Source organism: Mycobacterium sp. shizuoka-1, assembly GCF_002723835.1.
GTDB lineage: Bacteria > Actinomycetota > Actinomycetes > Mycobacteriales > Mycobacteriaceae > Mycobacterium.
The window spans coordinates 3101-28638 of the sequence record NZ_BEWG01000090.1 but is presented as its reverse complement, the minus strand read 5'-3'; the positions used below and the strand labels follow the sequence as shown (position 1 = coordinate 28638).

Annotated in this window: 29 protein-coding genes and 1 tRNA gene; 17 read left to right on the top strand and 13 right to left on the bottom strand. The window is 68.6% G+C overall.

Going from position 1 to position 25538, the window contains the following annotated elements; translation table 11 throughout:
- Window positions 1-53 precede the first annotated feature (53 nt).
- Complete coding sequence (locus tag MSZK_RS23775) at window positions 54-776, top strand: MspA family porin (RefSeq protein WP_199203461.1); 723 nt, start codon at window positions 54-56, stop codon at window positions 774-776.
- A 9-nt stretch (window positions 777-785) separates the two neighbouring features.
- Here the strand turns inward: MSZK_RS23775 and MSZK_RS23770 are convergent, their stop codons facing one another.
- From MSZK_RS23770 to MSZK_RS23755, 4 genes are all read right to left on the bottom strand, one after another.
- The gene (locus tag MSZK_RS23770; protein WP_099251001.1) at window positions 786-1286 is read right to left on the bottom strand and encodes a DUF3887 domain-containing protein; all 501 of its coding nucleotides are present in this window, start codon (window positions 1284-1286) and stop codon (window positions 786-788) included.
- A 32-nt stretch (window positions 1287-1318) separates the two neighbouring features.
- Entirely contained in the window at window positions 1319-2764 is a 1446-nt protein-coding gene (locus MSZK_RS23765; protein ID WP_099251000.1) for a neutral zinc metallopeptidase, read from the bottom strand.
- 84 nt (window positions 2765-2848) lie between these two features.
- Window positions 2849-4864 (bottom strand): ATP-dependent DNA helicase, encoded by a 2016-nt coding sequence (locus MSZK_RS23760; protein ID WP_199203460.1) that lies wholly within the window; start codon window positions 4862-4864, stop codon window positions 2849-2851.
- The gene (locus tag MSZK_RS23755; RefSeq protein ID WP_255414249.1) at window positions 4861-6231 is read right to left on the bottom strand and encodes a nicotinate phosphoribosyltransferase; all 1371 of its coding nucleotides are present in this window, start codon (window positions 6229-6231) and stop codon (window positions 4861-4863) included. Before MSZK_RS23755 ends, MSZK_RS23760 begins: the two co-directional genes overlap by 4 nt.
- 24 nt (window positions 6232-6255) lie before the next feature.
- Here MSZK_RS23755 and clpS point away from each other — a divergent pair, with 24 nt between their 5' ends.
- The 12 genes from clpS to MSZK_RS23695 all read left to right on the top strand — a co-directional run bounded on the left by clpS (window position 6256) and on the right by MSZK_RS23695 (window position 15256).
- Entirely contained in the window at window positions 6256-6561 is a 306-nt protein-coding gene (gene clpS / locus MSZK_RS23750; RefSeq protein ID WP_099250998.1) for an ATP-dependent Clp protease adapter ClpS, read from the top strand.
- 3 nt (window positions 6562-6564) lie between these two features.
- Window positions 6565-7152, top strand: a complete 588-nt coding sequence (locus tag MSZK_RS23745; protein ID WP_099250997.1) for a DUF2017 domain-containing protein — start codon at window positions 6565-6567, stop codon at window positions 7150-7152.
- A gap of 8 nt (window positions 7153-7160) precedes the next feature.
- On the top strand, window positions 7161-8195 hold the full coding sequence (locus tag MSZK_RS23740; RefSeq protein ID WP_099250996.1) for a P1 family peptidase: 1035 nt from the start codon (window positions 7161-7163) through the stop codon (window positions 8193-8195).
- Between the two features lie 21 nt (window positions 8196-8216).
- A complete protein-coding gene (locus tag MSZK_RS23735) occupies window positions 8217-8636 on the top strand; it encodes a Mov34/MPN/PAD-1 family protein (protein WP_099250995.1) in 420 nt (139 codons plus the stop codon).
- Between the two features lie 14 nt (window positions 8637-8650).
- Window positions 8651-8929 (top strand): MoaD/ThiS family protein, encoded by a 279-nt coding sequence (locus MSZK_RS23730; protein ID WP_099250994.1) that lies wholly within the window; start codon window positions 8651-8653, stop codon window positions 8927-8929.
- On the top strand, window positions 8926-9897 hold the full coding sequence (locus tag MSZK_RS23725; protein ID WP_099250993.1) for a PLP-dependent cysteine synthase family protein: 972 nt from the start codon (window positions 8926-8928) through the stop codon (window positions 9895-9897). The genes MSZK_RS23730 and MSZK_RS23725 overlap by 4 nt, the downstream gene beginning before the upstream one ends.
- A 22-nt stretch (window positions 9898-9919) precedes the next feature.
- The gene (locus MSZK_RS23720) at window positions 9920-10582 is read left to right on the top strand and encodes a rhomboid family intramembrane serine protease (protein WP_099250992.1); all 663 of its coding nucleotides are present in this window, start codon (window positions 9920-9922) and stop codon (window positions 10580-10582) included.
- Window positions 10579-11400, top strand: coding sequence for a glutamate racemase (gene murI / locus MSZK_RS23715; RefSeq protein ID WP_099250991.1), 822 nt, complete (start codon window positions 10579-10581; stop codon window positions 11398-11400). Before MSZK_RS23720 ends, murI begins: the two co-directional genes overlap by 4 nt.
- Window positions 11401-11457: 57 nt before the next feature.
- On the top strand, window positions 11458-12231 hold the full coding sequence (locus MSZK_RS23710) for a cyclic nucleotide-degrading phosphodiesterase (RefSeq protein WP_099250990.1): 774 nt from the start codon (window positions 11458-11460) through the stop codon (window positions 12229-12231).
- 101 nt (window positions 12232-12332) lie between these two features.
- Entirely contained in the window at window positions 12333-13112 is a 780-nt protein-coding gene (gene rph / locus MSZK_RS23705; protein ID WP_071942444.1) for a ribonuclease PH, read from the top strand.
- A 2-nt stretch (window positions 13113-13114) separates the two neighbouring features.
- Complete coding sequence (rdgB, locus tag MSZK_RS23700; protein WP_099250989.1) at window positions 13115-13735, top strand: RdgB/HAM1 family non-canonical purine NTP pyrophosphatase; 621 nt, start codon at window positions 13115-13117, stop codon at window positions 13733-13735.
- A gap of 51 nt (window positions 13736-13786) precedes the next feature.
- Entirely contained in the window at window positions 13787-15256 is a 1470-nt protein-coding gene (locus MSZK_RS23695; RefSeq protein ID WP_233211484.1) for an MFS transporter, read from the top strand.
- On the opposite strand, the gene MSZK_RS23690 is transcribed toward MSZK_RS23695, so the two are convergent.
- Window positions 15246-15605 (bottom strand): DUF3817 domain-containing protein, encoded by a 360-nt coding sequence (locus MSZK_RS23690; protein WP_099250987.1) that lies wholly within the window; start codon window positions 15603-15605, stop codon window positions 15246-15248. The genes MSZK_RS23695 and MSZK_RS23690 overlap by 11 nt on opposite strands.
- The gene (locus MSZK_RS23685; protein ID WP_099250986.1) at window positions 15602-15994 is read right to left on the bottom strand and encodes a hypothetical protein; all 393 of its coding nucleotides are present in this window, start codon (window positions 15992-15994) and stop codon (window positions 15602-15604) included. Before MSZK_RS23685 ends, MSZK_RS23690 begins: the two co-directional genes overlap by 4 nt.
- Before the next feature lie 165 nt (window positions 15995-16159).
- Between MSZK_RS23685 and MSZK_RS23680 the strand changes: the two genes are divergently transcribed.
- From MSZK_RS23680 to MSZK_RS32145, 4 genes are all read left to right on the top strand, one after another.
- Window positions 16160-16246 (top strand) — tRNA-Leu (locus MSZK_RS23680).
- 43 nt (window positions 16247-16289) lie between these two features.
- Entirely contained in the window at window positions 16290-16637 is a 348-nt protein-coding gene (locus tag MSZK_RS23675) for a VOC family protein (RefSeq protein ID WP_099250985.1), read from the top strand.
- 280 nt (window positions 16638-16917) lie between these two features.
- Entirely contained in the window at window positions 16918-17064 is a 147-nt protein-coding gene (locus MSZK_RS32730) for a hypothetical protein (RefSeq protein WP_233211483.1), read from the top strand.
- 527 nt (window positions 17065-17591) lie between these two features.
- The gene (locus tag MSZK_RS32145) at window positions 17592-17792 is read left to right on the top strand and encodes a hypothetical protein (RefSeq protein ID WP_142389993.1); all 201 of its coding nucleotides are present in this window, start codon (window positions 17592-17594) and stop codon (window positions 17790-17792) included.
- A 16-nt stretch (window positions 17793-17808) separates the two neighbouring features.
- On the opposite strand, the gene MSZK_RS23670 is transcribed toward MSZK_RS32145, so the two are convergent.
- From MSZK_RS23670 to MSZK_RS32725, 7 genes are all read right to left on the bottom strand, one after another.
- Window positions 17809-19686 (bottom strand): CocE/NonD family hydrolase, encoded by a 1878-nt coding sequence (locus tag MSZK_RS23670; RefSeq protein WP_099251016.1) that lies wholly within the window; start codon window positions 19684-19686, stop codon window positions 17809-17811.
- Between the two features lie 33 nt (window positions 19687-19719).
- Complete coding sequence (locus MSZK_RS23665; protein WP_099250984.1) at window positions 19720-22092, bottom strand: lysylphosphatidylglycerol synthase transmembrane domain-containing protein; 2373 nt, start codon at window positions 22090-22092, stop codon at window positions 19720-19722.
- Window positions 22093-22159: 67 nt separating this feature from the next.
- Window positions 22160-22705, bottom strand: coding sequence for a chromate transporter (locus MSZK_RS23660; RefSeq protein ID WP_099250983.1), 546 nt, complete (start codon window positions 22703-22705; stop codon window positions 22160-22162).
- A complete protein-coding gene (locus MSZK_RS23655) occupies window positions 22702-23271 on the bottom strand; it encodes a chromate transporter (RefSeq protein WP_099250982.1) in 570 nt (189 codons plus the stop codon). The genes MSZK_RS23660 and MSZK_RS23655 overlap by 4 nt, the downstream gene beginning before the upstream one ends.
- Window positions 23264-24253, bottom strand: coding sequence for a phosphatidylserine/phosphatidylglycerophosphate/cardiolipin synthase family protein (locus MSZK_RS23650; protein ID WP_099250981.1), 990 nt, complete (start codon window positions 24251-24253; stop codon window positions 23264-23266). Before MSZK_RS23650 ends, MSZK_RS23655 begins: the two co-directional genes overlap by 8 nt.
- Window positions 24254-24324: 71 nt before the next feature.
- Window positions 24325-24924 (bottom strand): hypothetical protein, encoded by a 600-nt coding sequence (locus MSZK_RS23645; RefSeq protein ID WP_199203458.1) that lies wholly within the window; start codon window positions 24922-24924, stop codon window positions 24325-24327.
- An 84-nt stretch (window positions 24925-25008) separates the two neighbouring features.
- On the bottom strand, window positions 25009-25538 hold a 530-nt coding region (locus tag MSZK_RS32725), incomplete at its 5' end, for a hypothetical protein (protein ID WP_199203457.1).

Below are 25538 nucleotides of genomic sequence, written 5' to 3'. Positions count from 1 at the left end.
GCGCGGTGCCGCATCGGGGCGGGCCATCGGCCTTCGGGAAGGCGTTCGGGGCAGTGTTTGTTCGTCGTGCGGTGCTGGTGGCGCTGATAGGGACCTTGGTGGCGACGCCGGTGCCGGCATCGGCCGATCCCGATCCTGCGGGTCCCGACCTGGCCCAGCCTGTCGCCGCAGCCGACCCGGCGGCGCCGCCTGTCGACGACGGCCGGGTGCCGTCCGGTCCGCCGGCCACCACAAAATCGCCGGACGGCTGGACCCTGACGATCTCGGCCAAGGACGAGGTGCAGATGCCGAGTGCACCGCTGACCACCGCGATCTCGTCGCGCGAATACATCGTCGGCGGTGTCTTCAACGGGGCGCTGGACGGCCCGGGTGACTCACCGAAGGGCGTGTTCGAGGTGGGCTATCAGATCGGCTGCGGCATCGACATGAGCACCTCCAACGGCGTCTCGCTGACGGGCACCGCCGGCATCAACCCGTCGATCGGCGTGTTCGGGCTGGACTTCCCCAACAACGCGGCCGAGGGCGTGCTGCCCGGTATCGGCGGCAACATCGGCGGCGGCATCACCGTCGGCCTCAAGCCGGGCATCATCAACATGGTCCCGGTGACCAAGAAGGAGTACAAAGGCGCCGCCCCCTGGGTGTCGATCAGTAACTTCCACGTTAAGATCGACGGCTGCGTGGGGGAGTCCTTCATCCGCTCCTACGCGACGCTGACGAAGTCCACCGACGAGGGTGACGCCATCCTGTCCTGGTACGGGGTCACCAAGAAGATCTGACCGGCCGATTCACATCGCCGCTGCCGCATCCGGATTCAGGATGTACAGACCGGCGATCGTCTGGTCGTCGCGAAAGGTGATGCGAGCGACGAACTCGCCGGCTTCGAACGTCAGCGGCGTGTTGGTGGTGGTGAGATCGGCGACGCGGGCCGCCTCCGTGGCGCCGTGCCTTCGATAGGCCCCCGCTGCCGTGGCGATCTGTGCCCACCCGGCGGCCAGCCCCTCGTCGCTGAGCCCGTCGCGCATCGTGGCATCGAACCGGGCGCTGACCTCGGCCCAGCGCGCGTGCGCGAGATCGTCGATGATCGACGCGGCCAGTTCGCCGGCTCCGGGAAGGGGACTCGGGTCGCCGTGACGCTGGAACGCGGCCTGGGCCGAGAGGCCGAGGGCGTCGCCGATCTCCTGCCAGGTCCGGCCCGCGTCGCGGGCATGCTGCACGGCGTCGGCGACGATCGCCTCGGCTCGGTCTTGCTCGGCGCGTGCGGCACGCACCGCTTCGAGAGTGTTCATCCTTTCCAGTGTGCCCACTTTCGGCGCGGGGCCTAGGGGAAGCGTTTGATGCAGCGCTCCTGGTCGCCGAGCACCCCGATCCGGAACGCGTCGATGCGGGAGAACCCGGCGGGCACCGACTCACCGTTGACGTCGCTGGCGGCCAGCCCGTTGGTCAGCAGGCCCGAGACGGCCTCGTCGATGTCACCCGCGGTCAGCGCCACCGTGTTGCCGTCGGGAGTGGTGACCTCCTTGGACAGTTTGGTGGTGGCCACCCCGGTCAGGCATGCCGTGCGCAGCCCGGCTTCGGCGTTGTCGAGCACCAGGCCGCCGCGCGCGTTCTGCAGGGCCAGCATGTAGCGCGACACCAGCACCGAATAGGCCGTGTTGTCGCCGGTGACCAGCACGTTCTCGTCGCCTTCGGTGGCCGTTCCCATCGTCTGCAGGGCGGGCAGGTCGACGGCGATGGTGTTGGTCGCCGGGCAGAACGACACCGGCGGGCTGGGCCGGGCGTTCGGGCACGTCGATGCGGCGGCGGTGTCGAACGTCAGTGCCGGCGGGTTCTTCGGCGAGAACAGCATGTTCATCGCATCGATGATCGAGCGGGTCGACTCCTCGCTCACCGGCCACTCGCCGGTCTGATCCTGCTGCAGCTCGATGGGCAGATCACCGCGGCGCTGGCCGATCTCCTGGGCGTCGATGGCCGCGCAGGACGTCGGCCCGTCGGTGAAGCCGAACTGGAACGCCGAGATCCGCTCGAAGGCCGACCCGTGCTCGTCGCCGGTGTCGAAGTAGTCGTCCTGGCTCAGCAGCGGATCGCGGAACGAGATCATCGCGGCCAGAAGGTTGTTCAGCCCGTCACCGGTGCTCAGCGTGAACCGCTTCGAGCTGCCCTCGGCGACCCATCGCATGTACGCCCCGGCGAAGCAGTCGGCCTGCTGTTCGGCCACCAGCGTCGGGGTGCCCTTCTTGTTGAGCTTGGCCATCTTCTGGATCGCGTGCCCGTACTCATGGGCCAGCACCATCGTGATCGCCATGTCGCCGTTGGCTTTTCGCAGCGCGGGCAGCAGCACGCCGCGATCCCAACCGATGGTGTTGTCGTCATCGCAGAACGCGGCGTTGATCAAGCCTGACGTCGACTCGTCGCAGAAGGTGCCTGAGTAGTCGTTGGAATCCCAGGACACCAGATCCTTGATCGGGGTGAACTGACCGTCGAACGTGGAGCCGTAGGCGTCTGCCCAGTACGCCTCCAGATCGCTGACCGACTGCGCGGCGATCTCGTCGTCCTTACCGCCGTCGGTGTCGGAGACCTGCCGGGTCGGCTTCTCGGCGTCCGGGCGCAGGCCGCTGGACCCGTCGACGGCCTGCAGGCCGCCGACCTTGAACGGGTCGTCGAACACCGACACGGCCGTGCCCGAGACGGTGGAGCCGCAGCCCGCCAGGACCACCACAGCGGTGCCCGCGACGGCGAGCAGGCGGCCGAGGTGTCGTCGGCACATGAGAGCCACCTTCAGGTCAAAGCATCGGGCGTGGAAAAAATCGCTCTCACAATAGTGCCGTGCCTGCGGTCTACCGATCCCAATTCAGGGCGAGACGTTGTCGCGCAGCCGCCCCAGTGCCTGCTTGACCTGCGCCGGATCCGTGGTCGGCCAGAACGGCGGCAGCGACGCGCGCAGGTAGCCGCCGTAGCGGGCGGTCGCCATCCGCGAATCCAGTACTGCGACGACGCCGCGGTCGTCGGCCCGGCGCAGCAGCCGCCCCGCGCCTTGGGCCAGCAGCAGCGCGGCGTGCGCGGCAGCGACCGTCATGAACCCGTTGCCGCCGCGGGCGGCGACCGCGCGCTGCCGGGCGGTCAGCAGCGGGTCGTCGGGGCGGGGAAAGGGGATGCGGTCGATGAGCACCAGAGACAGCGACGGGCCCGGGACGTCGACGCCCTGCCACAGCGACAACGTGCCGAACAGCGAGGTCTCGGGGTCGGCGGCGAAGCGCTCGATCAGGACTGCGGTGCTGTCTTCGCCCTGGCACAGGATCGGGGTGTCGATCCGCGCGCGCAGCGCTTCGGCGGCCGCCTTGGCCGCACGCATCGAGGAGAACAACCCCAGCGTGCGGCCGCCGGCCGCGTCGATGAGCGCGGCGATCTCGTCCAGCTGTTCGGCGTTGCCCGCGCTGTCCCGGCCCGGCGGGGGTAGGTGTGCGGCGACGTAGAGGATCCCGGATTTGGCGTGCTCGAAGGGTGAGCCGACGTCCAGGGGAGTCCACGACGGCCCGTCGCTCAGTCCCCACGCGCCGGCCATCGCGTCGAACGAACCGCCGATGGTGAGTGTGGCCGAGGTCAATACCGTTGTGGCACTGTCGAACAGCCGGGTCCGCAGCAGCCCGGCCACCGACAGCGGTGCCACCCGCAAAACCGGCCGGACGGCACCCCCACCCGATCCGCGGGTCGCTCCGCTCCTGCCCGCGTCCTCGTGATCCAGCCATACGACCTCGGTGCGGTCCGGGATGGCCGGCACGAACGAATCCAGCGCCCGCGAGGCGGCGTCGCCGATCTCGGTCAGTGCGGCGATCGCCTCGGTCCGAGCGGCGGCCGCCTTCGGGTCCTTGGGCGACGGGTCGATGTCGCCGCGGGCCGCGGTCGCCGCGTCGCGCAGCGCGGTCAGGTAGGTGGCCAGCTCGTCGTCGAGGTAGTCGAGCCGGCCCGGCGTCGCGTCGTGGATGGCCGAGGAGAACGTCGCCACCGCGGCCTCCATTCGCTGCACGAGGTGCGGGCTGACCAGCCGGGCGATCCGCCGGGTCGCCACCCCGAGCGGGGCGGGCGTCAGCTCGGCGGTGGCCACCGACGTCACCCGGTCCACCAGTTCGTGCGCCTCGTCGACCACCAGGTACTCATGCTCGGGCAGCACCGCGGCGTCGGCGATCGCGTCGATGGCCAGCAGTGCGTGATTGGTGACGATGATCTCGGCGCGGCCGGCCTCGCCGCGGGCGCGTTCGGAGAAACAGTCGCTGCCGTACGGGCAGCGGGCCATGCCCAGGCATTCGCGGGCCGAGACGCTGACCTGCGACCAGGACCGGTCCGGCACGCCGGGCCGCAGCTCGTCACGGTCGCCGGTTTCGGTGGACGACGCCCACGCGGTCAATCGGGCGACGTCGCGGCCCAGGGCGGTGGCGGCGACCGGTTCGAAGAGTTCTTCCTGCGGCGCGTCGGCCGACTCCTCGCCGGCACCGTTGTGAATCTTGTTCAGGCACAGGTAGTTCCGCCGCCCCTTCAACAGCGCGAACCTGGGCCGCCGGGGCAGTGCGTCGGCCAGCGCATCGACCAGCCGGGGCAGGTCGCGGTCGACGAGCTGACGCTGCAGCGCGATGGTGGCGGTGGACACCACGACCGGGGTCTCGTCGGCCACGGCCCGGGCGATCGCCGGGACGAGGTAGGCCAGCGACTTGCCGGTGCCGGTGCCGGCCTGCACGGCCAGGTGCTTGCCGTCGGCGAAGGCGCGCGCCACCGCCTCGGCCATCTGCACCTGGCCGGGCCGCTGCTGGCCGCCGAGCGCGGCCACCGCCGTCGCCAGCAACTCGGTCACCGGCGGTACGTCCTGTGCACTCACCGTTGCTGCACCGGCACCTGGCGGGTCGGGATCGCCGGATCGCCCGCCGACAACGCCAGACCCTCCCACGGCAGGCTGCGCAGGCCGCGAGCCATCAGATCGCGGGCCGAGGGCAGGTCGGGGGTGATCACCGGCTTTCCGCCGCGGACCAGCGGCACGGTCAGCGGGCGGGAGGGTTCGGTCACCTCGGGCGGGGCGGACACCGGGTAGATCACCTCCTCGACGATCGTGCCGGTGGGGCGGGACAGCCGCAGGGCCGCCTTGCGGCCGCCGTGAGACTCCTTGCGGCTGCTGCGCTTCTGCACCGGCAGGCCGTCGACCTCGACCAGCTTGTAGACCATGCTGGCGGTGGGTGCACCGGATCCGGTGACCACCGAGGTCCCGACACCGTAGCTGTCGACGGGGTCGGCGCGCAGCGCCGCGATCGAGAACTCGTCGAGATCGCCCGAGACCACGATCTGGGTGCCGGTCGCCCCCAGCTCGTCGAGCTGGGCGCGAACCCGGCGGGCCAGCACACCGAGGTCGCCGGAGTCGATGCGCACCGCACCGAGCCCGGTCCCGGCGACCGCGATCGCGTTGGCCACCCCGGCCGTCACGTCGTAGGTGTCGACCAGCAGGGTCGTCCCGAGTCCGAGCGCGTCGACCTGTGCGCGAAATGCCGCCTGCTCCCACCTGTCTGTTCTTCGCCCGGCAGGCTCATCAGCAGGCCCGTCCGCTGTGGCATGCACCATCGTGAACGCGTGCGCACTGGTTCCCATGGCCGGGATGCCATAGCGACGGTTGGCTTCCAGGTTGGAGGTGCCGTTGAAGCCGGCGATGTAGGCCGCCCGGGCCGCCGCGACCGCGGCGTGTTCGTGGGTCCGACGTGACCCCATCTCGATCAGCGTCCGGCCGGCTGCCGCGGTGACCATCCTGGCCGCCGCCGATGCGATCGCGCTGTCGTGGTTGAAGATCGACAGCGCCAACGTCTCCAGCACGACGCATTCGGCGAAGGTGCCGGTGACCGACAGGATCGGCGAGCCGGGGAAGTACAGCTCGCCTTCGGCGTAACCGTCGATGTCGCCGGTGAAGCGGAAATCCCGGAGGTAGTCCAGCGTCGCGGAGTCCAGGAACGAGGTCAGCGGGGTCAGAGCCTGGTCGTCGAAGATGAACTCGCTCAAGGCTTCCAGCAGCCGTCCGGTCCCGGCCACCACGCCGTAGCGGCGCCCGTCGGGCAGCCGGCGGGCGAACACCTCGAAGGTGGTGGTGCGTTCGGCCGAGCCGTCGCGCAGCGCTGCGGCCAGCATCGTCAGCTCGTACTTGTCCGTCAGCAGGGCGGCGGTCACAGCGCAACGGTATCCGCCGTCGCACGGGGTGGATAGCCGCAGAACCCGCTCGCTATCCTTGTCCGCATGGGCTCGCAAGCAGCTCCGACCCGACCGGACGCCGCAGGACAGCACCACACTGAATCCGTGGGTGCCCTGGACACCCCCTGGGTGACGATCGTCTGGGACGACCCGGTCAACCTGATGAACTACGTGACGTACGTGTTCCAGAAGCTCTTCGGCTACAGCGAACCGCACGCGACGAAGCTGATGCTGCAGGTTCATCACGAGGGCAAAGCGGTCGTGTCGGCGGGGAGCCGGGAGTCGATGGAGGTTGACGTGTCCAAACTGCATGCCGCCGGGTTGTGGGCGACCATGCAGCAGGACCGCTGACAGGTGCGCAAGTGGAAGCGGGTCGACACCGCTGAGGGTCCCCGTTTCCGTTCGGCCTTGGCCCCGCACGAAGCCGCCCTGCTCAAGAACATGGTGTCCTCGGTGCAGGGCATGCTCGACGAGCGGGAGGCCTCGACACCGGCCGATCCGCTGGCGCAGATCACCGGGATCCGCGCCGGCAACCCCCAGCCGCCCGAGGACTCCACCATGCGGCGGCTACTGCCCGACTTCTTCAAACCGCAACGCGACCATCCGGCCGGCTCGGCTGCCGCCGAAAGCCTCAACGGCGCCCTGCGCAGCCTGCACGAACCCGACATCATCGACGCCAAAAAGGCCGCAGCCCAACGTGTTCTGGACACCGTGCCGGACGGCGGCGGCCGGTTCGAGATCACCGAGGACGATGCCAACGCCTGGATCTCGGCGATCAACGACGTCCGGCTCGCGTTGGGTGCGATGCTCGAGATCGGGCCGGAGGGGCCGGACCGGCTGCCCGCCGACCATCCGCTGGCCGGGCACCTGGACGTGTACCAGTGGCTGACTGTGCTGCAGGAGTACCTGGTGCTCGGGTTGATGGGCAAGCCCATCCGATGACTCGTGCGATGAGTGGCTCCATCACCGACGTCGCCGGCATCCTGGTCGGCCATCACGGTCGTCTCGACGACGACGCCACCCTCGGCTCGGGCTGGGCGTGCGGCACCACCGTCATCGTCGCGCCGCCGGGCACGGTCGGCGCCGTCGACGTCCGCGGCGGGGCGCCCGGCAGCCGCGAGACCGACCTGCTGGACCCGGCCAACAGCGTCCGCCACGTCGACGCGGTCGTGCTCACCGGCGGCAGCGCGTACGGCCTGGCCGCCGCCGACGGCGTGATGACCTGGCTGGAGGAACAGGGCCGTGGTGTGGCGATGGAGGGCGGGGTCGTCCCGATAGTTCCGGCCGCGGTGATTTTTGATCTTCCGGTCGGCGGCTGGGCCTGCCGGCCGACAGCGGAATTCGGCTATGCGGCGGCGCAGTCGGCCGGGGTGGACGTGGCGGTCGGCACCGTCGGCGCCGGCATCGGCGCGCGCGCCGCGGTGCTCAAAGGCGGCGTCGGCACCGCCTCGATCACGCTTGAATCCGGCGTCACCATCGGCGCGATCGTCGTCGTCAACAGTGCGGGCAACGTAGTCGACCCGGCCACCGGGCTGCCCTGGATGAACCACCTGATCGCCGAGTTCGGCCTGGTCGGACCGCCCGCCGCCGAGATCGCCGCGCTCGGTGCTCGCGACGCCGAGTCCAGTCCGCTCAACACCACCATCGCGGTGGTGGCCACCGATGCCGCACTGTCACCCGCGGCCTGCCGGCGGTTGGCGGTGGCCGCCCAGGACGGTTTGGCGCACACGATCCGGCCGGCGCACACCCCGCTGGACGGCGACACCGTGTTCGCGTTGGCCACCGGGGCGGTCGCGCTCGAACCGGACCCGGACACACCGCAGGCGATGGTGCCGGAGACCAAGGCGCTCGCTGCGATCGGCGCTGCCGGGGCAGACTGTTTGGCGCGCGCGGTCGTGGCCGCGGTGCTGGCCGCCGAGCCGGCGGCAGGAATACCGACGTATCGCGGCATGTTGCCCGGTGCGTTCGACACATCCGCCCGCTGAGGTCCAGGAGGAAAGCCCGCCGTGCTGGTGATCCGTGCCGACCTGGTCGACGCCATGGTCGCCCACGCCCGCGCCGACCACCCCGACGAGGCGTGCGGTGTGCTGGCCGGCCCGGAGGGTTCCGATCGCCCGGAGCGGCATATCGCGATGGTCAACGCCGAGCGATCGCCGACGTTCTACCGGTTCGACTCCGGCGAGCAGCTCACCGTGTGGCGCGAGATGGACCGAGCCGACGAGGTGCCGGTGGTCATCTATCACTCTCACACCGCGACCGAGGCGTACCCCAGCCGCACCGACATCTCCTATGCCGCCGAGCCCGACGCCCACTACGTCCTGGTCTCCACCCGCGATCCCGAGTCCCACGAGCTGCGCAGCTATCGGATCGTCGACGGGGTGGTCACCGAAGAACCCGTCACCATCGTCGAGCAGTACCAGAGCTGAGTAAGGAGCCACCCATGTCCGTCGAGGTGTCGATCCCGACCATTCTGCGCACCCACACCGGCGGTGAGAAGCGCGTCACCGCCACCGGCGCGACGTTGCAGGCCGTGATCGCCGACTTGGAGACCAACTACTCCGGGATCTCGGAGCGGTTGGTGGACAACGGAAAACTGAACCGGTTCGTCAACATTTATGTCAACGACGAGGACGTGCGGTTCTCCGGTGGCTTGGCCACCGAGATCGGCGAGGGCGACTCGGTGACCATCCTGCCCGCCGTGGCGGGCGGGGCGAATTGACCCGCTACGGGTCGTTGGTGCAGGCGGTCGGCGACACCCCGCTGGTCGGGTTGCCGCGGCTGTCGCCGCGCTGGGAGGACACCGACGACGGTCCGCATGTGCGGCTGTGGGCCAAGCTCGAGGACCGCAATCCGACCGGGTCCATCAAGGATCGCCCGGCCCTGCGAATGATCGAACAGGCTGAGCGTGACGGCCTGCTCGTTCCGGGGGCGACGATCTTGGAACCCACCAGCGGCAACACCGGCATCTCCCTGGCCATGGCGGCGCTGGTGAAGGGTTACCGGCTGATCTGTGTGATGCCGGAGAACACCTCGATCGAGCGGCGCCAGATCTTGGAGCTCTACGGCGCGCAGATCATCTCCTCGCCCGCCGAGGGGGGCTCGAACACCGCCGTCGCCCGCGCCAAGGAGCTGGCCGCCGAGCACCCGGACTGGGTGATGCTCTACCAGTACGGCAACCCCGCCAACGCCGACGCCCACTACTACGGCACCGGCCCCGAGCTGCTCAAGGACCTGCCCGAGATCACCCACTTCGTCGGCGGGCTCGGCACCACCGGCACGCTGATGGGCACCGGGCGGTTCCTGCGTGAGCACGTGCCCGACGTCGCGATCGTGGCGGCCGAGCCGCGCTACGGCGAGGGGGTGTACGCCCTGCGCAACATCGACGAGGGGTTCATCCCCGAGCTCTACGACCCGGACGTGCTGTCCACCCGCTTCTCGGTCGGCTCGGTCGATGCACTGCGGCGCACCCGCGAACTGGTCCAGGTCGAAGGTATCTTCGCCGGCATCTCCACCGGCGCGATCCTGCATGCGGCGCTCGGGATGGGGGCCAAGGCCGTCAAGGCTGGTCAGCGCGCCGATATTGCGTTCACGGTGTGCGACGCCGGGTGGAAGTATCTGTCCACCGGTGCCTACGCCGGTAGCCTGGACGAAGCCGAGGAGGCTTTGGAAGGCCAGCTCTGGGCCTAGTCGCGGAGGCTTGGAGACACAGATGAACCAGCCGTACTCAGCCGTTCCACCGCAGCCCACGAAGCCGCCGGCCTGGAAGGTCGGCGGCGTCACCATCGTCTCGTTCGTGGCGCTGCTCTATGTCATCGAGCTGATCGATCAGCTTTCCGGCCACTCGCTGGACCGCAACGGCATCCGGCCGCTGGAAAGCGACGGCCTGTGGGGCATCGTGTTCGCGCCGCTGCTGCACGGCAACTGGCAGCACCTGGCCGCCAACACCGTCCCGGCGCTGGTCCTCGGCTTCCTGGTGACGCTGACGGGCATGGCCCGGTTCGTCTGGGCCACCGCGATCATCTGGATCGTCGGCGGTCTGGGCACCTGGCTGATCGGGAACGTGGGCTGCGGGCTGGAGACCAACCACATCGGCGCCTCGGGCCTGATCTTCGGCTGGCTGACCTTCCTGCTGGTGTTCGGCTGGTTCACCCGGCACGTCTGGTGGATCGTGACCGGCATCGTGGTGCTGTTCGTGTACGGCGGCGTGCTGTGGGGGGCGCTGCCCGAATTGACCACCTGCGGCGGGGTGTCCTGGCAGGGCCACCTGTGCGGGGCGATCGCCGGGGTGCTGGCCGCCTACTGGCTGTCCGGTCCGGAACGCAAAGCGCGGGAACGTAAGAAGGCCGGCCAGTTTCCCGGTCTGACGTCATGATCGACCGCTTCGCGCCGGTCGGCATCTTCGACTCCGGCGTGGGCGGGCTGACGGTCGCCCGCTCGATCATCGACCAACTGCCCGACGAGGACGTCATCTACGTCGGCGACACCGCCAACGGCCCGTATGGCCCGCTGACCATCCCCGAGGTCCGGGCGCATGCGCTGGCCATCGGCGACGATCTCGTCGAGCGGGGGGTCAAAGCCCTCGTCATCGCCTGCAACACCGCGTCGTCGGCCTGCCTGCGCGATGCCCGGGAACGCTACGACGTGCCCGTCGTCGAGGTGATCCTGCCCGCGGTGCGGCGCGCCGTGGCCACCACCCGCACCGGCCGGATCGGTGTGATCGGCACCCAGGCGACCATCGCCTCGGGGGCCTACCAGGACGCCTTCGCCGCCGCGCGCGACGTCGAGGTCGCGGCGGTGGCGTGCCCGCGGTTCGTCGACTTCGTCGAGCGTGGTGTCACCAGCGGCCGCCAGGTGCTCAACCTGGCCGAGGGTTACCTGGAGCCGTTGCAGCGCGCGCAGGTCGACACCCTGGTGCTGGGTTGCACGCACTATCCGTTGCTGTCCGGCCTGATCCAGCTGGCGATGGGGGATTCGGTCACGCTGGTGTCCAGCGCCGAGGAGACGGCCAAGGACTTGCTGAAAGTGTTGACCGAGCGCGATCTGCTGCGGCCGCACGAGGCGCCTCCGGCGACCCGGCAGTTCGAGGCGACCGGCGATCCGGAGGCGTTCACCGCGCTCGCGGCACGCTTCCTGGGTCCGGCGATCACCGGTGTCCAACCTGTTCAGCGTCACGTCGGCGCGCCGAAGTGATTCTGGTGCCCAAAGCTGTGATGTTTTCCTCTCCTCGCATCCGGGCATGGCAAGCTAGTGACTGTGCGAATCACCATCCTTGGTTGCTCCGGCAGTGTTGTCGGACCTGATTCGCCGGCGTCCGGCTACCTGTTGACCGCGCCGGACACCCCGCCGCTTGTCCTCGATTTCGGCGGCGGTGTGCTCGGCGCCCTGCAGCGCTACGCCGACCCCAACGACGTCCACGTCCTGCTGTCCCATCTGCACGCCGACCACTGCCTGGACCTGCCCGGGCTGTTCGTGTGGCGTCGGTATCACCCGTCACCGGCGAAGGGCCGCGGGGTGATGTACGGCCCCAGCGACACGTGGAGCCGGCTGGCCGCGGCCTCCTCGCCGCTGGGCGGGGAGCTCGACGACTTCTCCGACATCTTCGAGATCCACCACTGGGTGGACAACCAGCCGGTGCAGTTCGGCGCGCTGAATGTGTTGCCGCGCCTGGTCACCCATCCGACCGAATCGTTCGGGATGCGGTTCACCGACCCGGCGGGTGCCACCCTGGTGTACAGCGGTGACACCGGCGTGTGCGAGTCCCTGGTCGAGTTGGCCAGTGGCGCAGACGCTTTCCTGTGTGAGGCGTCCTGGACGCACGGGCCCGACCGGCCGCCGCATCTGCATCTGTCCGGTACCGAAGCAGGCCAGATCGCCAAGCGTGCCGGTGTCGGTGAGCTGCTGTTGACCCACATCCCGCCGTGGACCTCCCGTGAGGACGTGATCAGCGAGGCCAAGGCGGAGTTCGACGGTCCGGTGCACGCCGTGGTCTGCGGGGAGACCATCGACGTGCGTCGGCACTGACCGGTCATTCGCGAGCGTGCATATCCGCACGCCGACACGCCGTCGCCGCGAGCATTTCACGCACCCCCGGGAGGTACGCGTCCCTCCGATAGTGTTGCGACGTGTCCAGACGACAAGACGGCAGGCTTGACGACGAGCTGCGACCGGTCACCATCACCCGCGGCTTCACCTCTCATCCGGCCGGCTCGGTGCTCGTCGCCTTCGGCGAGACCCGGGTGATGTGCACGGCCAGCGTCACCGAGGGCGTGCCGCGCTGGCGTAAGGGTTCGGGGCAAGGCTGGCTCACCGCGGAGTACGCGATGTTGCCCGGAGCTACCCACACCCGCTCGGATCGCGAGTCGGTCAAGGGGCGCGTGGGCGGGCGGACCCAGGAGATCAGCCGGCTGGTCGGGCGTTCGCTGCGGGCCTGCATCGACCTCGCCGCGCTCGGTGAGAACACGATCGCCATCGACTGCGACGTGCTGCAGGCCGACGGCGGCACCAGGACCGCGGCCATCACCGGCGCCTACGTCGCGCTCTCGGATGCGGTCACCTACCTGGCGGCGGGCGGCAAGCTGTCCGATCCGCGCCCGCTGTCGTGTGCCATCGCGGCGGTCAGCGTCGGCGTCGTCGACGGCCGGGTACGGGTCGACCTGCCGTACGAGGAGGATTCGCGCGCCGAGGTCGACATGAACGTCGTGGCCACCGACACCGGAACGCTGGTCGAGATCCAGGGCACCGGTGAAGGGGCGACGTTCCCGCGCTCGACGCTGGACAAGATGCTCGACGCGGCGCTGGGTGCGTGCGAGACGCTGTTCGCCGTGCAGCGGGAGGCGCTGGAGCTGCCGTATCCCGGTGTCCTTCCCGAGGGGCCGCCGTCGAAGAAGGCGTTCGGCTCGTAACGATGGCGCGCCTGCTGGTCGCCAGCCGCAACGCCAAGAAGCTGGCCGAGCTGCGCCGGGTTCTCGACGCCGCGGGTGTCTCGGGCCTTACCCTGGTGTCCCTCGACGAGGTGCCGCCATTCGAGGAGGCGCCCGAGACCGGCGCGACCTTCGAGGAGAACGCGGTGGCCAAGGCCCGCGACGGCTATGCCGCCACCGGGCTGCCGACGGTCGCCGACGATTCCGGACTCGAGGTGGCCGCCCTCAACGGGATGCCGGGCGTGCTGTCGGCACGCTGGGCCGGGCGGCACGGCTCCCCAGATGCCGACGTCGCCAACTACGAACTGCTGCTGGCCCAGTTGCGCGATGTCCCCGATGAGCGGCGCGGGGCGGCGTTCGTCTCGGCGTGCGCTCTTGTCTACGGACCGGGGCCGGATGACCAGGCTGTCGTGCGCGGGCAGTGGCCGGGCGTCATCGACCGCGAGCCGCGTGGCGAGGGTGGCTTCGGCTACGACCCGGTTTTCGTCCCGGACGGCGGGTCCCGCAGTGCAGCCGAGCTCAGTCCCGCTGAGAAGGACGCGGTCTCCCATCGCGGCCGGGCGCTGACGTTGCTGTTGCCGGCGTTGCGGGCGCTGGCCGGCTGACGTCACCGTTCAGCAATTTGGGTAGCGCATCTAATGTGTCATGATGCTGCCGTGGGTCGTCACGCGGTCCGGGCGGCGCACCCCGGCGTTCTGATCGCCGTGCTGGCGGCCGCCGGCATCAGTGTGTCGTTGACCCAGACTCTGATGATCCCACTCATCCCGGAGCTGCCGGCGCTGCTGAACACCAGCCCAGCCAACGCGTCGTGGACGATCACGGTGACCCTGCTGACCGCGGCGGTGGCAACGCCGGTGTTCGGGCGTCTCGGCGATATGCACGGCCCCAAGCCGATGCTGATGATCTGCGCGGGCATCATGGCATTCGGCTCGTTTTTGGCCGCGGTGAGCAGCTCGCTGGTGCCGTTCATCATCGGCCGCGGACTGCAGGGCATGAGCCTGCCGATCATTCCGCTGGCCATCAGCGTGCTGCGCTCGGCGTTGCCCGCCGACCGGGTCGGACCGGCCATGGGATTGATCAGCTCGTCGCTCGGGGTCGGCGGTGCACTCGGGTTGCCGCTGTCGGCGGTGATCGCCCAGAAGGCGGACTGGCACGTTCTGTTCTGGAGTGCGGCGGCGCTGGGCATCGTGGCGCTGCTGCTGTTCGGATTTCTGGTGCCCGACGTCCCGCCGAGCTCGGCGGACCGGTTCGACCCGCTGGGCACTCTGCTGCTGGCGGTCGCGTTGATCGCGCTCCTTCTGCCGATCTCCAAGGGGTCGACGTGGGGGTGGACGAGCGCGACGACGCTCTCGTTGTTCGCCGTGTCGACGGTGGTGTTCGCGGTGTTCGCCCGCTGGCAGTTCCGCACACCCGCACCGATCGTCGATCTGCGGACCACCCTGCGTCGGCCGGTGCTGACCACGAACATCGCCGCGGTGCTGGTGTGTTTCTCGATGTTCGCGCTGTCGCTGGTCGCCCCGCAGATTCTCGAACTACCCACGGGGACCGGCTTCGGTCTGGGGCAGTCGATGCTGCAGGCGGGTCTGTGGATGGCGCCGGGCGGCCTGGCGATGATGGCGGCGTCTCCGCTGGCGGCGCGGCTGGCCGGCCGCCGCGGGCCCAAGTTCACGCTGGTATGTGGTTCGGCGATCATCGGCGTCGCCTACCTCGGCGCGGTGTGGCTGATCGGCAGTCCCGCCGCGGTGATGGTGGCCAACATCGCGATCAGCCTGGGAGTGGGGTTCGCGTACTCGTCGCTGCCCGCGCTGATCAACGCCGCGGTGCCGATGTCGGAGACGGCGGCCGCCAACGGAATCAACGCTTTGGCCAGATCGCTGGGGACGTCGATATCCAGCGCCGTGATCGGTGTCGTACTGGCGTCGATGACGATCAGCTACGGCGGGCACACCGTGCCGTCACTTCAGGGTTTGCAGACCGCGCTGCTCATCGCCGCCGGGGTGGCGGCACTGGCCGCCGTGGTGTCGCTGACCATCCCGACCGCGGCCGCGCCGGAGGCCGACGCGGATTCGTCGGACTGGCCGTCCGAGGAGGCCGAGCTGACCGGCGATCCGCTGGTCAGAGGTTGAAGCGGGTCTTGAGCTCGCGGGTCTGAACCTGCTCGACGATGATGCCGAGCAGCGGAATGGTGCCGGCCAGGAGCACCCCGATGGTCTTGGCGATCGGCCAGCGGACCTTGACCGCGAGATTGGCGGTGAACAACAAGTAGATGAAGTACACCCAGCCGTGCACCACACCGATCCAGGTCGGCGGGTCGTCGACCTTCACGATGTACTTCATCACCATCTCGTAGCACAGCGCGATCAGCCAGATGCCGGTCGTCCACGCCAGCACCCGGTACCCGTTGAGGGCACTGCGGATCTTCTCGATCGGAACGCCGGGCTGCGTGTGGGCTTCGGGCGACTCGGGTGCGCTCATGCGGTGGTCCTGTTCTGATCGTCGTGGGCCTGGTCGGCTGCGGCGAGCTCGGCGAGGTAGGCGTTGTACTCGCGCGTCGCAGGGTCGAGCTCGACCGAAGCGGTTCGCGCCGTGGGTCGTTCGGGCAGCAGCCCGGCGGGAATCTCGGTGACCGAATCGGCGGCGGTCGGGGGCGCGGGAGGGGCGTCCTCGTAGCGGATGAACTTGCGGTAGGCGTAGACGCAGAAGCCCGCGAACATGGGCCACTGCAGGGCGTAACCCAGGTTCTGGAAGGTGCCCGACGTCGACTCGAATCGGCTCCACTGCCACCAGCCCAACGCCAGGCAGCCGCTGGCGGCGATGATCACTCCGATGATCAGCGCGAACCTGCGACGGCGGGGTGTTGGCACACCACGACGGTACCGTGCCAGCGGTTATGGGTTCACCAGAGCGTGATGCTGCCCACGCCGGTTCGACGGACTCGGCCAGCCACGCGGCGGCCGCCGTGCAGCGCCGGCCCGGGCGTGCTCACCCACCGATCCCGCCACTTCGCTCGGGGTAGAGTGAACCGTCTTGCGGGCGTGGCGAAATCGGCATACGCGATGGCTTTAGGTGCCATTGCTCGAAAGAGCGTGGGGGTTCGAGTCCCCCCGCCCGCACCATCGACGCGTCAAGCTTGTCACCGGCCCGGGTTAGTTTTGGCCCATGGCACTCACCACCGAGAACATCACGTTCGACACCACCGACCCCGAAGGCCTCGCCGCCTGGTGGGCCCGCGCCCTCGATGGAGAGGTGAATCCGATCGCCCCGCCGTTCTTCGTTGTCGTCAGTCGTGCCGAAGGCCCCGGCCTGGCGTTCCAGCAGGTGTCGGATCCGACGGCGGGAAAGAACCGGGTGCACGTGGATTTCGCCGCTGACGACGTCGAGGCGGAGGTCGCGCGGTTGGTCGGGCTCGGCGCGACCGAAACCGGTCGTCACAGCTTCGGCGACTTCGGCTGGGTGGTACTCGCCGATCCCGACGGGAACGCGTTCTGCGTGGCGCCGCACTCCTAGCCACGGCCGGGCGTAGATTGCTGCTATCGCGTGGCCTGCGTCACAATCGCCGGCAGGCTGGACGCATCTCATGGTCACGACACTGCAAATCTAATAGTTAAGCTAACGTTAGAACTCTAAGGTCGGTCTCAGGTACTTATGCGAGATCGGAGCTACGGTGATCGAGTTGGGCAAAGTTGTATACGTCGCCTTTTTCCTCCTGGCGGCATTGTGGCTCTGCTTGACAGCCGACAGTGAATAGCACCGAGAGCGAGTGGCTACAACGATGAGCGATTCCATGATGACTTCGGTCGATCTCATCCGCTATGCGATTGCAGACCAGGTGCGTGAGCTCGGCGGGGACGCCGAGATGATCGACCAGATCGCGATGTCGGCCGCCTACGCCGTGTTCATCGGCGCAGCCGCCGACGCGCTGCGCCCGCGCTAGTTCCTCGGTTCGCCAAGGGGCCGATCCCGCTGATTGCTGTGTGGTTGCCTCGACCGACTGATATTCGGCAGTTCTCCTAATCTTGTCATCGCATCTGCGCGACTTCTGATCGAGAAGGTCTGCGCCACAAGTCTTCAGCCCTTTCCTGCCGCCGTGTCATGGCGCTGTTCGCCCTGGTCGCTACCCGCCATCGCCCTTTCGATGAATTCGCCGGCGGCGTTTTGGTTGCTCGCAAAAAAGTTTGCTGAAATTCAATCTAGCGCTCCATAAACCGTTGGAAGGCGTAGCCAGAGCGCCGCGGGCCGAATCGGGTCCGGATCTCGAGAAACGACTGATCGGCGAGCCCACTCATCATGGCAGAACGGCTGATTCAGTCGACCTCCGGCTTGGTCGCGGGAGCAACAGCGGCCACATCGTTACCAATTCGGCGGCTTGCCGGGACATGTTCTGATCTTGACCAGCTAAAGTGGCATAATTAACCATCTCTGAACGACCATGTACATGGGCGCTTGCCGGGGTGGGGCCCTATGACGGGAGAAACGGAACCCGCGATGGAAGCACTGCTGGGACTGGCCAAGGCGATACCTCCGGATCACTGGCTGGTGATGTCCGTATTGGTCAGCGCCGCCGTGATCGGGCTGGACTCGCTGATCGCCCACGTCGTCGAGCACGACCGCGCCGAACATGAGACGCACGCCGACGCCGACGGGGAGCTCCTGAGCCGCTGATCGGGAGCAGGCCTGCTCAGTAGCCGATGGGGACGGCGTCGGTTCCGGCCGCGCCGGGCGGGATCACCGGGAGGACGACGGCAGAGGGGTGGCCGGCGTCATGCAGGATCGTCTGCGTCGCGGGCACCGCGGCGTTGTTCTCGCCGAACAATGCACCGGTATTGGGGTTGGGAGCGAACTGCGGGTAGTCGCTGCTGGAGATCTCCAGCCGGATCCGGTCGCCCACACCGAACAGGTAGCTCGTCGGCCAGATCGCGATGTGGTACTCGTAGGGCTGATGTGGAATGCCGGGCCGTGGCCGGGACAGCGAGTCCCGAAACGCCGTCCGCAGAATGCCGTTGTTCAGGTTGATCGCCGCGCCGTCAGGCTTGACGACGATCAGCTTCGCGGTGAAGTCGGTGTCGACCGCCGAGGAGGACGCCCACAGGTCGACGGTCACCGGTCCGGTCACCTCGGTGTCCGACGAGAGTGGATCGCTGGTGTAGACCAGAACGTCGGACCGCTGCTCGGCGGGCGTCTGGTCGTAGGGTCCCTGTGGTCCGGAGCGGGCGCCGCAGCACGAATGTCCCCCCAGGCTCGGCGCGGGATCGGTCGGGTCGTACACGTAACGGTCCGGTGCCTGATCCGCGGGAGGCGGCGTGGTCTTCAATGTGCCGGTGCGCGAATTGATCTGGCCGTCGCCGGACAGCTGGTACCGGGTCCACCGAGTGTCCGGCAGCGGCCAGCCGGCCGCCGACTTCCACCGGTTGGCGCCCATCAGGAAGTAGTCCACCCTCGGCGTGCCCGACACGTGATTGTCGACGCCCTTGAGGAAGTGGTCGTACCAGGCCAGCATCAGCTCGTTGATCGGGCTCTCGCCGACAGCTCCGATGTCCTTCAGCAGGGGAGCGGGCTGCGAGCCCGGACGTCCCCAGTCCACGTGGTCCCACGGCCCGATCACCAGCCGCTGGTTGGTCCGGGCCTGCGGGGTGCCTGCCGAATTCACCATCCCGGTGTAGTTCTCGATCCCGCCGGCCAGGAACGCGTCGTACCACCCTTCGATGTCGAGCACCGGAACCCGCACCGAGGCATATCGATCGCGGATGCTCCACTGCTTCCAGAACCCGTCCCGCGACGAGTGTGCGATCCAGTCGAAATACCACGGTGCCACAGCCGGATTGGCGGGCTGTAGCACGGGAAGCGCGCGGTAGGGCCGGAAGTCCAGCCATCGGGTGGGGTCGGCGGCCGCCGATGTGAGCGCAGTCGCCGTGGCGGTGTCGCGACGATTGGTGGCTGCGCTGGCGGCCAGGCCGATCGCCCACGGCAGCACGAACGCCAACCGAAACTCGCCGCCCTCGTACATCCAGCCGTCGAAGTAGTCCGAGGCGGTGTTGGCCGGGACGATGGTGACCAGATGCGGGGGAGCGGTTGTGGCGGCCAGCCACTGGGTCGCCCCGACGTAGGACGAGCCGTACATTGCGACCTTGCCGTCGGATCCGGGCAGAGCGGCTGCCCACTCCACCGAGTCGTAGCCGTCGTCGCGGTCATGAGTGAACTCGCTGAACGTTCCTCCTGAGCTGCCCTGACCCCGAACATCTTGAACGACAACGAGATAGCAGTGCGACGCGAACCAGTCCGGGCTCTGGTAGCGGGCCGGCTGGACCTGGGCACCCGACTTTCCGTACTGGGTGCGCATCAGGATCACCGGCACCGCACTGCCGGTGGCGGGCCGGTAGACGTCCGCGCGCAGGACCACCCCGTCGCGCATCCGCGCGGGCACATCGGTCTGCTTGCTGACCCCGCACGGCCCGCGGTCACGCGACGGTGGCCAGGACGAGTCGGTGACCGGTGCGTGCGGTGATCCGCAGGCGGCCAGTGCAAGCGTCAGCGTGGACAGCACCGCCAAAGCCCGCATCGCCAGCACATCACCACGGTACGCAGGCCGCCCCTAGATCATCTCCCTGGCGGTGAGCCAGCGCATGATCGGCCAGCCGGCGAACACCGGTAGCCAGCAGGTCAGCACTCGGTAGAGCAGCACCGCGGGCACGCCGATGGCGGCGGGCACACCGAAGGCGGCGAGCCCACCGATGAGTGCCGCCTCGACCGCGCCGACACCGCCGGGGGTGGGCGCTGCTGACGCGAGGGTGCCGCCGACCATCGTGACAATCGTGACCGTGACGAAGGTGGTGTCACCGCCGAAGGCTTCGATACTGGCCCACAACACCAGCGCCAGTCCGAGAGTGGTTGTGGCGCAACCTAGCACGATGATCGCCAACCGCTTGGGCTCGCGGATCAGATCGAGCAGCTCGCCTCCGACTTCGGCAAGACGGGGACGGACCGCCGTGCCGAGCCACCGTCGTGCCCGAGGCACCAGCAGGAACGTGCCCAGCACTCCCAGCGCCACGCCGCCGATCAGGTAGAGCAGCGTGGTGCTCGGCACGAAGTGGGACAGGTCGGCGGTGGCCCCGGCCGCGACGCTGAAGAAGATCAGCAGTGTCACGTGGGTGATGACCTGGACCGCCTGCTGCAGTGCGACGGCGGCGGTGGCCCGCAACGCGCCCAGGCCGCCCTTCTGCAGAAAGCGCGTGCTCAGGGCGAGTCCGCCGACGCCGGCAGGCGTGGTGGTGGCGGCGAAGGTGTTGGCGAACTGCATGATCACCAAGTTGCCGAAGCCGACCAACCCCGACGCGCACGCCCACAGCGCCGCCGCCGCACCGACATACGTCAGCGCGGACACCGCCAGCCCCAACAGCGCCCACCACCAGTTCGCGTTGCGCAACTCGCTGAAAAAGGTGGGCACGGTGCTGATGAAGGGGTAGGCGACGTAGACCAGCGCGACCAGCAGCACCATCTGGATGAACTGCTTACGGGTGAACCGGGTGATGGTTTCGGTCTTGATCTCCTGCGCCCCGGTCTGCCGCTTCACCTCGTCGCGCGCGGCGGCCATGACGGCCTTGGGATCGCTGACCGACCTGCGGATTCGGGGCGGCACCGCGGCCCTGGTCAGGCGCCGCGACGCAGTGAGAACGGTCGAGATGCCGAGCGTGTCGACGGCGGCCTGTACGGCGGGCTCGGCGCCGAACCGATCGGTGGTGACCACCAGCAGCGCGGCGATGTCGGACTGCAGCTGTTCGTCGGTCGCCCCGTACTCGGAGCTGCCGAATCCGCCGAACAGCACCTTGCCCGAATCGACCGTCATCTCCTTGAATCGCAAGTCGCCGTGGGCGATCTGGTGGCGATGCAGCACACCGAGCGAACCCCAGATCGTCGTCACCAGGGTGTCATCGGTGGCCGTTCCGATCCGGTCGCCGACCGGCGGGGTATGGGCGTACAGCGTCCACCCCCGTTCCAGCGCGGCGACCGCCATGGTCGTGGTGTTGGACACCCCGAGATCGCCCACCGCGATCGTCATCAGCGCGCGGTGTTCGACGGCGCGGCGCATCGAAGCCTGAAGGGGGGCGGTCTCGGCGTCCCGCAGGATGAGCCACCGCCAGAACTGTCGTAGCGCGCCGCCGCTGCGCTGATTCGGTCCGTACATCTCCACGACGACCCGCAGGCCGGCGTCGTCGGCGGCCGCCAGTTCCAGCGGTCCGGCGCCGGCCGGGCGGACCACGGTCAGCGAGGTCACCAAAAAACCCCGCCGGGACAATGCCCGCACCGCGCCGTCCAGGGGGACCTCGAGCGCCGGGGTGCCGACCACCCACACCGTCAGGGCGCCGACGAACCAGCCGACGGCGAGTCCAAGCAGGGAGCGGGCCGGGACGACGGCGCTGACCACCAGGTGAATCGGTACGAACGCCAGCAGCAGGGTCCACCACCAACGGCGCCAGCGAGCAGGCAGCCACGGCCCGCAGACCGTCAGCACCGCGGCCAGCATGGCGATCCAGCGCGGATCATCGAGGAACTGCGACAGCGTGGTGGACAGCCGCTCGGAGAGGTCGAAGTGCCAGCGGGGAGCGGCGATCCCGTTTCCCGTGATGGACAGGGAGAACACCGCCAAAAACCCGGCCGCCGCGTAGGCGGCGAACAGTTTCCACTGCCGCGCGGCGATCAGCCCGATCAGGATCACGAACGGCAGGGCCAGGATCGCGACGCCGTAGGCCAGGTAGACCAGGTTGGACTGGGTGGGGGTGAGCACCCCCACGATCCGCGACACCGATTTCTCCAGCCCGACCCAGTCGTTGCGGGTGATCAGCGAGCTGGTGATGACGATGGCCAGCACCACCGCGGCCAGGCCGAGCCGCACGATGTCGTTGGTCCGGCGGCCCAACGGCAGCAGCACGTTGCCGGAAACGGCAATCTCGCGCCCGTCGACTCGCACCGGTGCAACCTATCCCGAGTTGTCGCCGGGATGGCTCATTGGCCGTCGCGTCCGGCGTCGATGCGGGTCAGACGAACCCGACGTATCCCAGCAGGGCCGCGGCGCCGACCACGATCAACGGGTTGGTCTTGGTTCGGACGAAGATCAGCGTCGCGACCCCGGTGATCAGGTACGCCCGCCAATCGTGATCGGCGGCTTTGCTCATCACCAGCGAGCTGGCCAGGATCAGCCCGACGGTCAGCGGTGCGAAGCCCTTCTCCACGGCGTACCGCAGCTTCGACTTCTGTGCCTTCTGCCAGGACAGCGTGATCAGGTACATCAAGCCGGCCGCGGGGACCACCATCGCCACGGTGGCGAGCACCCCGCCGATGATGCCGCCGACGACGCCGGCGACCCCCAGCCCGGCGGCGTACCCGACGAGCGCCACGATCAGGATGCTCGGGCCCGGCGCGGCCTGTGAGATCGAGAAGATGTCGGCGAACTGGGAGTTGGTCAGCCAGTGGTGGCCGGTGACCGCCTGTAGGTGCATGTCGGGCAGCACGGTGTTGCCGCCGCCGATCGACAACAGGGACAACGAGCCGAACATGCCGATCAGCGCCAGGAAGGTCCTCATGCCTGCACCGCCTTCTTGCGCGGCCAGGCCCAGATCAGGCTCAGCGGTGCCAGGATCGCCAGCGTTTCCAGCAGTGGCCAGCGCACCACGCCGTTCAGCACGAAGCTGGCCAGGAAGAAGACGACCGGCATCACGCCTTTGAGGCACTTCTGTCCGGTCTGGATCACCATCGCCAGGGTGAGGGCTACGGCGGCCGCCGAGGCGCCGTGCAGGGCGCCCTTGACCGCGGGCACTTCCTTGAAGGTGAAGTAGACGAAGCCCAGGGTGAGCACGATTGCGACGGGTACCAGGCACAGTCCGATCAAGGCGGCGGCGGCCCCGGTCAGGCCCCGCATCTTGGTGCCCACGAAGACCGCCAGGTTCACCTGGTTGGCGCCGGGCACGATGCGGCACATCGTCATCGCACTGAGGAACTCCTCCTCGCCCAGCCAGTGCTTCTGGACGACGATGACTTCGCGTGACCACGCGGAGAGCCCACCGCCGAACGACGCCAACGCGATGTGGTTGAACGTCCGGGCGACCTCCAGCAGCGAGACCTTCGCCGCGGTAGGGCCTGGCTCACTCATGGACCAGATCGTTGTCGTGCGGGAACTCGTCTTCGACCGGGCGGTTCTGTTCCAGCGGGTCCGGCGGTTCGTAGTGGTTGGAAATCTGCCAGTCGCTCTTGAAGACCGCTTTGAGTCGAGCGACGACGTCCGGATCGTCGGTGGTGATGCCGAGTTCCCGGCGCAGATCGAAGGCGCTGCGGTCGATGTTCATCGACCCGACCAGAACCTCTTTGCCGTCGACGATCAACAGCTTGGCGTGCACCCGCAGGTTCTTCTGCTTACGTACCTCGACGCCGAATCGGCGTAGCGTCCGCAACGAGGCGAAGGTGTCGAGAATGTCCCATTCGCTGATGCCGTGCTTGCCCCCGCACAAGACTCGCACCCTGACGCCGCGGTGGGCGGCCGCCGCGATGTGGTCGAGGATGACCGCGTCGACGTACTTGGGGTGCTGGATGTACAGCTTGCGCTCAGCGCTGTCGATGAAGCGCGCCATGTGGTAGCGCGAATTGGAGTTACTCCACAGCAATCCTTCGTATCTGGGCGGTGTGAAGTCGCGATGCTCCCAATCCGCGTCGAACACGTCGATGATCTGTGCCACGTGTTGGGGGTCGTGCGTGATGATCCCGTAGTCGCGGGTGAGGGTGAAGTATTTGGTCATCAGGTTGTAGGTGGCGACCATGGCTGCGGTCTCATCGACGACGATCGACTTCTCGTGTGTCACATAGAATTTGGGACTCGACCACCGGACGTCGATGCCGGCGTTCCTGAACGCCTCGTAGCTCTCGTCGTTAGCCCGGTCACCGCCCGAACGTTGCGGATTCAGCATGATCCGAACGTCGACCCCGGCCTTCTTCCGATCGACCACAGCATCCATGAGGCTGGGCTCGGTGAAGGTGAATTGCTTTATCAGAAGCGAGGTTTGCGCGCTCATGATGAATTCGTGGACCGGGTCCAAACCGTCGTCTGGCTCGACGATCACGCGCGGGGCGTTAGCAGGCATAGGTTTCGGATGCTAGCACCAGAAGCCGCCCGGCACTTTGCCGTCGGGTGAATGTCGCGTGCGCGTCGCGCTCACGGTGCGGGTGCGGGCGAAGTGGGATCTACCAGGCCTGAGCCGAGTCCCGGTGGGAGATAGATCCCGGGGCCGGCAGCGGTGCCCGGCAGCGGTTCGCCGAGTTGCTCGTCGGGGATCTGTCCGAGCAGCGCACCGTCGAGCCCACCGCCCCGGTACATCTCGTGCAGCCGGCGCAGGAACGCCAGCCGCCCCGTGCCCGGCTGGTCGGCCGACGGTCCGATGCCGACGTCGGTGACACCTTGCCCGGGTGCGGCCGGGGCGACGTTCTGCGGCAGCAGGTATTGGTTGTTGAACGCGTGCAGGTCGGGGGTCGCGACCGCGCCCGGTACGCCCGGCGCCGACGGAACCGGGTTCTGTCCCAGCAGAAGTCCCGGGGCGTAGGCGGACAGGTCGGGCAGTCCCAGGGGCCCGACCGGCGGCGTGCCGTCCTGCGCCAGCACGCTGCCGACGGTCGCGTTGGGCGGCACGAAGACTGGCGGTGGCGGCGGGTCGGCGGGCGCCGGATCGGCGAGGGCACCCGGCGACGCCGCGAGTCCGGCACCGATCACGGCCGCAACCAGCAGCGCCGACGACAATGACCGCTCGCCCGTACTCATTCCGCCGCGCCTCCTGCCTCGATTCTCGTCACACCGTAGTCGGCCAACGCCGTGACGATGCCGAGAACGGCGCCGAGGGGGCGATCAGCCGCCGGGCGCCGGTGGAGGAGGTGGCGGCAGGGCTGGGTCGACCGGTGCTCCCGGAGCGGGCGCAGCCGCCGGGTCGGGCAGGAACTGTTCGGGCCCGGCCGGGATGTTGATCTCGGGCGGCGGCGCGGTTCCGGGCAGCGGCTGGCCGAGTTGATCGGCCGGCATCCGGCCCAGGGCGCCGTGCAGCATGGCGTGAACACCCTTGAATTGATTCACCCGAGCGAACGGGCCATCAGCGCCGGGGCCCAGCTGGTACGGCGATGTCTGATCGGCGGTCGGCATCCCATAGTTCTGCGGGATCAACAGCTGGGTGCCGTCGAGGATGTCAACATTCGGCGGCGCTGCCGCGGCGGTGCCGGCCAGCGCCGGGGCCGGGGTTTGTCCGAGCAGCAACTGGTTACCTGCCGGGCCGGCCAGATAATTCGAGAATCCACTGACCGAGTCCGCGATGGTCCCGGGCGGGGGAAGCAGCCCCTGCGGGGGTGGCGGAAGTGCCGCCGGGTCGGCGGGCGGCGGCGGGTCGT